General features: G+C 33.5%; 5 protein-coding genes and 1 pseudogene. 3 read left to right on the top strand and 3 right to left on the bottom strand.

The window, feature by feature from the left end; all coding sequences use genetic code 11:
* Together M3600_RS29460 and M3600_RS25725 are read right to left on the bottom strand one after the other, a co-directional pair.
* Window positions 1-121 (bottom strand): annotated as a pseudogene (locus tag M3600_RS29460) (IS110 family transposase); the annotation flags it as partial.
* Between the two features lie 40 nt (window positions 122-161).
* Window positions 162-488, bottom strand: a complete 327-nt coding sequence (locus M3600_RS25725; RefSeq protein WP_251648066.1) for a transposase — start codon at window positions 486-488, stop codon at window positions 162-164.
* An 800-nt stretch (window positions 489-1,288) separates the two neighbouring features.
* Here M3600_RS25725 and M3600_RS25720 point away from each other — a divergent pair.
* Window positions 1,289-1,846, top strand: coding sequence for an alpha/beta hydrolase (locus tag M3600_RS25720; protein ID WP_251648063.1), 558 nt, complete (start codon window positions 1,289-1,291; stop codon window positions 1,844-1,846).
* 395 nt (window positions 1,847-2,241) lie between these two features.
* Here M3600_RS25720 and M3600_RS25715 read toward each other — a convergent pair whose 3' ends face one another.
* Window positions 2,242-3,339: an AraC family transcriptional regulator gene (locus tag M3600_RS25715; RefSeq protein ID WP_251648062.1), complete on the bottom strand. Its 1,098-nt coding sequence runs from the start codon at window positions 3,337-3,339 to the stop codon at window positions 2,242-2,244.
* Between the two features lie 188 nt (window positions 3,340-3,527).
* Here M3600_RS25715 and M3600_RS25710 point away from each other — a divergent pair, with 188 nt between their 5' ends.
* Complete coding sequence (locus tag M3600_RS25710) at window positions 3,528-4,937, top strand: MFS transporter (RefSeq protein ID WP_251648061.1); 1,410 nt, start codon at window positions 3,528-3,530, stop codon at window positions 4,935-4,937.
* Window positions 4,938-4,985: 48 nt separating this feature from the next.
* Window positions 4,986-7,736 (top strand): alpha-L-rhamnosidase, encoded by a 2,751-nt coding sequence (locus M3600_RS25705; RefSeq protein WP_251648060.1) that lies wholly within the window; start codon window positions 4,986-4,988, stop codon window positions 7,734-7,736.
* The last annotated feature ends 21 nt before the right edge of the window (window positions 7,737-7,757 follow it).

Raw genomic sequence — 7,757 nt, 5'->3', positions numbered from 1 at the left:
GGAAAGTAGATTTGTTTTTCAACAGTGCATATATCCAGTGTAAAAGTTTATTTGCACAAGCAATTATAGTGACTTTATAGGGTTTACCTTCCTCCCGTTTTTTATCGTAATATTCTCTTAATCTCTTCTTTAGAGGAAGGAGTTGTTCATCTGTCCGTGCTTTACGCTTTTCTTGTATGGCTGCTGGCTGCTCCGACTGCCATATATAAAGCATGACGCAGCCTACTTGAACTGCGTTTAGTAATACGGTTTTGATGTAGCTCTAAATTTACCTGATTCAAAGACACTAGGGTCAATGCTCGCAAAGGCGACAAGTTTTTGGGACTTGTAAATCGATCTATTTCACCGGCCTCGGATATAATCGTTGCCGCGATTTTTCCACCGATTCCTGGAATAGATTTGATGATATTATATTCTTCAATTTCTTTTGCTAGGGCATCTATTTCAGCTTTGGCGAAAGCCCAGAAGGAAAGGAGAAGTCTATTCATTTCCATAGAATCAAATTAAAAGATATTTCTCACTTCGTTCGAGTGCTAAAGCACCAATAGAAAAAAACACTAATATAACTATTAAAAGAATCCCTATCATAGTAAAGATATAGATTAGATATAGTAAAAGAGTTTAATTAAAATACAACGCTGCTAATTATAGTGGCGTCACAGTAGATCAGGCACAGCATTAGTAACCTGTTACTTTCCTTTCCCTCAACGGCTTCCCAGCTGTTGGGGGTCTTTTTTTATGCCATCTTTAGTGCTTCTTCTAATATTTCTTGTTCAACTTTCCAATCATTCGTTTAAATGAATGAATAGCAGTATGTAAAATAGTCTGATCATCTAATATAGTCCTCTAATATGTATGTATCAATCCGAACCACTTGCCATTATTCTTCTAAAATTTTAGCGTCATTGTAGAATGGTTTAACAGCTTGTACAAACTCCTTAGAAACATAATCACTTGTATGTATGGTCTAACTTATTTAATTCGTCTGTACGTTTCAGAAATACTAGTTTTAAGGGCTGTCAAGTGTCTAAAAACTTTTCCCTTTGCTGGTGCTACTTTGACTTGTGTTTGGGGGCTGTCAATTGCATTAGAATTAGAAACAAATCGTTTGAATATCCAAACATTAGACGACTGATTCCGCACAGGTGAAAGTGGAGGAACACCACGCAATGTTGCATCACCTGACATTAATACAGAGGATTTTCAAGCAGCTGTAGACTTCTTATCTGTTCAAGAGAATGTTAACCCTGAAAAAATAGGCATTATTGGTATATGTTGATGGGGAGGAATGACTTTAAATGCTGCGGCTAATGATACAAGAATCAAGGTCACGGTTGCATCTACAATGTATGTTATGTCACGTGTGAGCGCTCAAGGGTACTTTGATGCAGTAGATGAAGAAGCGCGTTATGAAATGAGAAAAAGTTTAAATGAACAAAGAACGGTAGATTATAAAAATGGAGAATATAAAAGAGCAGGTGGAGTAGTAGATCCTCTTCTAGAAGATGCGCCATCTTTCGTAAAAGATTATTACGATTATTATAAAACAAATCGTGGGTATCATGAGCGATCATTAAATTCTAATGATGGATGGAATACAACTTCCTCTTTATCATTTATGAATATTCTACTTTTACAATATAGTAATGAAATTCGCAATGCTGTTCTAATGATACATGGTGAAAAAGATCATTCTTTATACTTTAGTCAAGACGCATTTAAAAAATTAAAGGGTGATAATAAAAAACTTACAGTTATTCCAAATGTTTGTCATACAGATTTGTATGACAAGACAAATATTATACCATTTGAGGAAATTACAGAATTTTTCAAGAATATGATTTAATTAGTTATACAAGTTGGTAATAATAAATATTATGTGCCAATCCAAAAATAAGAACCCTCCAATCATTTTAATTTAGGAGTTCTTATTTTTAATGATTAATCAATCCAGGAGTTTCCCTGCTAATTTTATTTAAATTTAGTTAATGGTGTATTTCCAGCACTTACATCAAAGCCATATCAATTGGTTATGTCAATCGTAGCAATAATGTTGAGGTAATATCTATTACGGGATATATCTCCTGTTTAAACAATGCATATATGAATCTATAATTGCGATAAATATACTATAAGGTTTAACTAACCTTCATAATAAGAATGTCTTAACCCTACATGGGATAAGACGTTCTTATTATAATTTAACCATCAAGGTAATCCAGCTGATAGGTGGAAATTATCTCAAGTAGAATTATTTTTCGTCTCTATTGTTACTTCATTTCGATACTCATTAGGAGTAACCCCATAAAATAAACGAAACTTTCTATAAAAATAAGTTAAATTATTGTAACCTATTTCTCTAGAAATATCATCAATACTTTTATTAGAAAATTGCAGCAACATGGAAGCGTGCTTAAATCTCAGCTCTTGAACAATAGCTAAAAAGTTTTTCCCTGTTACTCTTTTTATTATTCTACCTAAATGTGCTGATGAAAATTTAAAATGTTTAGCTGTTTCTTCAAGTGTAAGATCCAAAAAATTTTCCTCTATATATGCTAATAACTCCAATATAGATATACTAGAATCTTTCATACTTTCCTTTAAAAACAATTCATAATTATTACTTTCTAAAAGCCTACTAAATAATATACCTATATAAGCCTTTATAATTTCAATATTAGTGCTCTTACTGCTGAAAGCTTCACAGAGTATATTTTGGATTGTTTGTTTAATTTGCCAATTATCTGCAGTACGAAATAATAAAAAATTTTTTTCTTTAGCCGTGTTCGTTATAATTGAGGCAATTGTCTTTCCTAAAACATTATCACCTAAAATTTTATAAATAAATTGATTGTCAAAAAAGTCCTTCTTAGCCAAGAAATTTATTAAAATATCCTCTTTTCCTACTTTATTAATAGAATGTTCTACATTTTTATTAAGGAATAAGATGTCCCCTTCACTTAATGTTAACTTTTCACCCTGAACTTCTTGAATGAAAGTGCCACTATAAATATAGTTCATTTCAAACAAATCATGGGTATGGTTTAGCATTTTAGCAAACCGAGTATGTCTTGAAACTACAAAGATATCTTCAGTAACATTTAGTTTTAATATCCCATCAGCTAAGGTGTAAGAAAAAGAAGGATGACTATGACTATTCATTATAGAATCAGTGAAATTAAACCAGTAATTAGCTTCATTTGAAGTCAATTTACTAGATGAGTAAGGGGTTAATATTAATTCTTTTAACGTTTCATCTGTGATATCAGTAGAGTTTTGTAATTCTATTTCAATATCCGATAATTTATATAAAAAATCATTTAATTCTTCATAATTCATATATTAACCCTCCAGACTTAATGTATCACTTTTGGTTAGTCAAGACAACAGCTTTGGATATTGGTGGAAGGGTTTTCATGCTGTACTATAGCCATATGGGAACCCATGAAAAATGTATTAAAAAGTTAGTGAATGCTGGATGGAAAAACAAATCACAAGTAGATGTAAAAAGGAAGGTGAAGTGTTAGATGAAGTTAAGTAATTTTGAACAATATTACGAAAAGTCGTCGAAAGTCCCTTTTAAGAAAAGAGAAATGGTCAGTTATACTTTTGGTGGCCTTGGAGATTCTATCCTCTCCGGAATTGTATCAACCTTTTTTATGATATTTGCCACCGCCGTTCTGAAAATATCTCCTATTACAGTTGGAACAATTTTATTAATTACGAAATTTGTGGATGCCTTTTGTGATCCAATTGTTGGTGTTTTAATGGATAACACAAGAACAAAATTTGGAAAACTTAGACCTTATATTCTATTTGGAGGCCTATTTTGGGCTGCTATGACAGCTTTACTCTTTATTAATCCGAGTTTTGGTTCAGAATCGCTAAAAATAGCATATGTCGTTGTTATTTATACACTTTGGGGAATTGGCTTTGCTCTTTTTGATGTTCCTTACTGGAGTATGTCAGCCATTATGACTACTGATTCTGACAAAAGAAACTCCATCGTTAGTTTAACAAGAACTGCAACAACAGTTGGTGCACTGGTTGTATCATTAACAGGGGGTATTTTAGTATCTTATTTTGCAGATAAACCTTATAGTGGTCAAGGATATTCGTATGTAGGTTGGATATTTTCATTCCTGGCAGCAATTAGTTTTGTAATACTCTTCCTGGTTTCGAATGAGAGGGTGAAACCACAAACAGAAAAGATTACATTCAAGAGTATGATAAATATTTTAAAAGTAAACAAACCTTTGCAGGCATATATTATTAGTCAGTTTCTACAGGTACTAACAATGGTTACTCAGGCACTAACTAGCTATTATGCTATATATAATCTTGGGAGTATCTCTTTGATGTCGTTTATTATGATTCCAATTATGATAGGTTTCTTATCAACACCTTTCCTTGTTCCAAAATTACTTAAAAAAATTGAAATCACAAAATTGTTCCTTTACAGTTCAGTTGCTTCGTTAATAGTTGGTGCAATTTATTTTTCGATAGGTTATGAAAATTTAATATTTGTTTTTGTCATATCAATTTTTTCGGGGTTATTTATGTCGATGAACATGACATTATCTACATTATATTTAGTTGACTCAATTGACTATGCTGAATGGAAAACGGGATATCGTGCTGAAGGTTTAATGTTTGCTACACAGTCACTAACAGCAAAAATAATGTCAGCGCTATCTTCATTTATTACTGGTGTAGTCTTAACGATTGTAGGTTTTAATACTAACGCAACAATCCAGGCCTCATCAACACTACAGGGGATATTTTTTATTTTTGTCTTAGGTGCTGGGATAAGCGCCCTTTTAGGTTCCATTCCTCTTCTTATGTGCAAGTACAAAGGGAAAGAAAGATTGAGGATTTTAGACGAAGTGAAGAAAAGAAGAGAAGAGGCAGCAGATAAGAGTAGGATTATATCCTAGTTATCCAAATAAACACTTTTAAAATAATTTAGCGATAGGGAGAATAAAATGAAAGTAACTGAATTAAGAATTAATGGTATAAATAACCCAGTAGGTTTCTCTTACGATATACTAAAATGCTCTTGGAAAGTAATTGAGACAAAAGCAAAGAAACAGAAAAGAGTTAAAATTGAAGTAAGCGATAAAGAAACATTCGAAAGCGTTTTATATATTAAGGAGGGCGAGTCATTAGACTCTATAGGTGAAGAAATCCTTTTAGATTGCCAGCCAAAAACGAAATACTTTTACCGGATTGAAGTGGAAACAGATCAAGGGGAAATAGCTACAAGTGAAGCAGCTACCTTTGAAACAGGGAAAATGGATGAAAAATGGAGTGCCAATTGGATTGGCACTCAAAAGGAAGATACCTTCCATCCGCTGTTTCGTAAAAAGTTTATTATAAGTAAAGATATAACAAATGCACGATTTTACGTGAGTGGTTTAGGATTATATGAAGTATATATCAACCATGGAAAAGTAGGAAATGAATATTTAACTCCTCTTTATAGTGATTACCATAGCGAGTACCAGTACCAAACATTTGATGTAACTGGGATGCTGACCTCGGAAAATATATTAGAAATTATACTCGGGAATGGTTGGTATAAAGGAAGGTTCGGACTAGGTGACTTAAAGGAGAACTTTGGAAATGAATTTGCGTGTATTGCAGAACTCCATATCACTTATTTAGATGGTGATATAGAAATTATTAGCACAGATGAAAGTTGGAAATACATTGGCTCTGATATAGAACTAAGTGATATTTATGATGGTGAAATACTAAATCGAATGCTCTGGAATGGAAAGAGTAATATGGAGAAAGAAGTGCGAATTGTAAACTTAGATAAAGAAAAGCTAATTAGTCGATATAGTATTCCCGTTATTGAAAAAGAGATTTTAAGTGTTGAAGAAATTATTTATACACCGGCAGGGGAAACAGTATTAGACATGGGGCAGAATTTAAGTGGAATAATAGAGTTTCAAAATAGGTTTCCTAAAGGAACAAAGTTAATATTTGATTTTGGTGAAATCCTACAAAATGGAAATTTTTATAATGCTAATTATCGTTCGGCTAAATCTCAGTTTATTTATATTTCTGATGGGACAATAGAAACAGTTAGACCACACTTTACCTTTTTTGGATTTAGGTATATTCGAGTAATAGGTTGGATTGGAGAATTAGTAAAAGAGGATATAATTGGAAAGGTGATTTATTCCGATTTAGATCAAGTTGGATTAATTAATACTTCCGATGAGAAAATTAATCGTCTTTTTCTTAACTGTTTATGGGGACAAAAATCAAATTTCATTGATTTTCCTACAGATTGCCCACAGAGGGATGAACGTCTTGCCTGGACTGGAGATGCTCAGGTTTTTGCCGGAACAGCCTCTTATAACATGGATACAAGGGCATTCTACAATAAATTCTTACATGATCTTAGAGTAGAACAAAAAAAACATAATGGAATAGTCCCTGGCTTTATTCCGGTTTTTGGTCAACCCATTGCATGCAGTGTATGGGGAGATATTGGAACATTCTTACCAACCGTTCTTTTTGATCATTACGGAGATAAATCGAGTCTGGAAACCCATTACCCGATGATGAAAGACTGGGTAGATTATATAACCGTAGAAGATGTAAAACGAGGACAAAAATATTTGTATGATTTTGGCTCGCAAATAGGTGACTGGTTGGCGCAAGATGGAAGATCTCCACAGAGTTTTAAAGGAGGTACAGATGATCATTTTATCGCCTCTTCTTACTATTATGAGTCGACTAGATTAGTTGCTGAAGCAGCGGGTGTATTAGGCAATACGATAGATGAGGAGAAATATAGAAACTTATCTCTCAAAATTAAAGAGGCTATTCTAAATGAGTATTTTACACCAGCAGGGAGGTTAAGTATTGATACTCAAACTGGTTACTTAGTGGCATTGAATTTTGGTCTTTATGTTGAGAAAGAAAAAATAGTAGAAGGTTTAAAGGAAAGATTATATAAAGATTGTAATAAACTTACCGGTGGCTTCGTGGGGGCTCCAATTATGTGTCGGGTTATGGCTGAAAATGGCCTGGTAGAAGAAGCGTTGGATTTCATATTCCAAGAAGAATTCCCAAGCTGGCTTTATTGTGTAAATTTAGGTGCCACAACGATATGGGAGCGTTGGAATTCAGTATTAGAAGACGGAAGCATGAGTGGAACTATAATGAACTCTTTAAATCATTACGCTTATGGAGCAGTTGTGGAGTATCTTTATCGTGATTTAGGGGGAATTAGACCACTGGAGGCAGGATTTAAAAAAGTGTTGTTTGAGCCCCAAATTAATGGGAAATTTCAGTATTTCACTGCAGAATATAATTCTATTAGTGGTAAGTATACCTCGTTATGGAAAATTAATGAAGATGGTAGTGTTAGTATTCGATTTGAGGTGCCATTCGCCCGGACTGCGGAAGTAAAATTACCAGAATACAAGGAAGAGATTCTTCATTTGGAAGCAGGAATTCATGAATTCAGTTATTTTCCGAAAAAGAACTATAAAAGTATATTTAGTGTGAATACTCGCCTTACCGACTTGGTCAAACATCCACAGGCACTGGAAATCCTTGAGAGAAGAATACCCTTTGTGACTCAAATGATCACTCAAGGAGATGCCGATGGAATGTCCCATTCCCTTAGCAATCTGAAAAGGTTGGTCTTCTTTGGTATCAACCCGGATGATGTTGAAAAAGCAGCTGAGGAGATTTTAATGATTGAGAGGTAGAATGATTTAATGAATGTGTAG

It is taken from the genome of Niallia sp. MER 6 (assembly GCF_023714395.1).
GTDB lineage: Bacteria > Bacillota > Bacilli > Bacillales > Cytobacillaceae > Niallia.
The sequence above is the reverse complement of the archived record's forward strand: the minus strand, read 5'-3'. Positions and strand labels throughout refer to the sequence as shown.

Excerpts from the sequence above, each read along its gene's own strand:
- M3600_RS25715 (WP_251648062.1), bottom strand. The coding sequence starts at position 3,339 with ATGAATTATGAAGAATTAAATGATTTTTTATATAAATTATCGGATATT.
- M3600_RS25710 (WP_251648061.1), top strand. The coding sequence starts at position 3,528 with ATGAAGTTAAGTAATTTTGAACAATATTACGAAAAGTCGTCGAAAGTC.
- M3600_RS25720 (WP_251648063.1), top strand. The coding sequence starts at position 1,289 with ATGACTTTAAATGCTGCGGCTAATGATACAAGAATCAAGGTCACGGTT.
- M3600_RS25725 (WP_251648066.1), bottom strand. The coding sequence starts at position 488 with ATGAATAGACTTCTCCTTTCCTTCTGGGCTTTCGCCAAAGCTGAAATA.
- M3600_RS25705 (WP_251648060.1), top strand. The coding sequence starts at position 4,986 with ATGAAAGTAACTGAATTAAGAATTAATGGTATAAATAACCCAGTAGGT.